A 1,320-nucleotide genomic window follows, 5' to 3' on the forward strand; every position below is an offset into this window, starting at 1 on the left:
TACGATCTAAAAGCGGTATGTTGGCTTACACATGGATCTGTCCGTGTTCATCGGCGGTAGCGAAGGCGGCCCGAACGATGTCATACAGACAAAATATCAGTTCAATGCCCAATATAATAACGCCGATTCCTAAGAACCATGTCAGGCTCCAGCCGATGATGCTGCAAAGAAGATAGCATATTCCGGCGAAAGCATGGCCCGCATAAAAACGATGCACTCCGATCGTACCGAAGAAAAAAGCGAGCAGGATATACACTACCCGATTTACACCTTTGTTCACAGGAACTTCTTTGATGATCGTCGTCCTTTCGATGATGCGTTCCTCTACCGGTTCTGCCTGCGATTCGGTCTCCTTCGCGGTGGCATCATCCATTACTGAAGAATCAACTTCCTCGTTTACCTGTTCCGACTTTCGGTTGTTTTCATCCATAGTAGCACCCCTTTCTGGTGACGCTTTCCGTTTTTGTCGCGAATGCCGCGTGTATTTTTTGCAGAATCAACCATGGCATCTGACAAAACCATTTGTGATTAGAATACCATAAGTTTTAAATTTAGAAAACTGTTTTCATAAAGAATAAAAAAGTGATTACAAAATAAGATTGCGTACCCGATAAAATAGCAAAGAAATGATTCATGGAGGCAGCTTTTGTGCCAGATGTTTTACACCCTGCCGAACGCCTGAAACGCATTGTCATGACGTAAAGTCATAAAATTGTGCGCACATGCAAAATTAATATAGAATTTAAAAGGTAATCGTTCTGTAACGAATCTATAATACAGATAAATATTTGGATAGCATCCGTAATGTGTCAGGATATCAAAAAAGAATGGTGGTGGGCAGACCTCGTTGGTGTTCATCGGTATTGTGATTTAGCAAAGGAGAGAAGAAAATGAATAAAATTCAAAAAATCGTCCGGAGCGAATCGGTGAAGTCGAGCGCGAAAAATTCGTCTCGCGAAGGATTGCGGAGAAGCGTCACGGCGGCTCTTTTCGCGGCTTTGGTGGCGGCGCCTGTCGCGTTCGGCGTGTATGCGGCCGATGGCACACCTTACGTCTCGGTAACCAGTGATCAAAAAGCGGCGGGCTCCAACTATGACAGCGACGGCGCCCAAGCGACCGACAGCATGGTCATCGGCATCGGCTCGAGTTCGAAAGGCATAAACAGCACCGTAATCGGCAAAAACAACACGCTGACAGGGACGAAACACCTTAGAAGAGAAGGAAAAGAGGTTGAAATAAATAACAGCATCGTGGCGGGGCACAACCTGGAAGTCGACGGCTATTGTAATTCGGTATTGGCTACCGATTATGAAGATGATA

At 45.4% G+C, this 1,320-nt stretch carries 2 protein-coding genes; one reads left to right on the plus strand and one right to left on the minus strand.

The annotated features are described in order from the left end of the window. Window positions 1-25: 25 nt before the first annotated feature. Window positions 26-430 (minus strand): TM2 domain-containing protein, encoded by a 405-nt coding sequence (locus KH813_RS06705; RefSeq protein WP_303994566.1) that lies wholly within the window; start codon window positions 428-430, stop codon window positions 26-28. A 460-nt stretch (window positions 431-890) separates the two neighbouring features. Here KH813_RS06705 and KH813_RS06710 point away from each other — a divergent pair. Further along, on the plus strand, window positions 891-1,320 hold a 430-nt coding region (locus KH813_RS06710), incomplete at its 3' end, for a hypothetical protein (RefSeq protein WP_303994567.1).

Origin of the sequence: Negativicoccus succinicivorans, from assembly GCF_018373335.1 — a bacterium.
In the GTDB taxonomy this organism is placed as follows: Bacteria; Bacillota; Negativicutes; order Veillonellales; family Negativicoccaceae; genus Negativicoccus; species Negativicoccus succinicivorans_A.

Excerpts from the sequence above, each read along its gene's own strand:
- KH813_RS06705 (WP_303994566.1), bottom strand. The coding sequence starts at position 430 with ATGGATGAAAACAACCGAAAGTCGGAACAGGTAAACGAGGAAGTTGAT.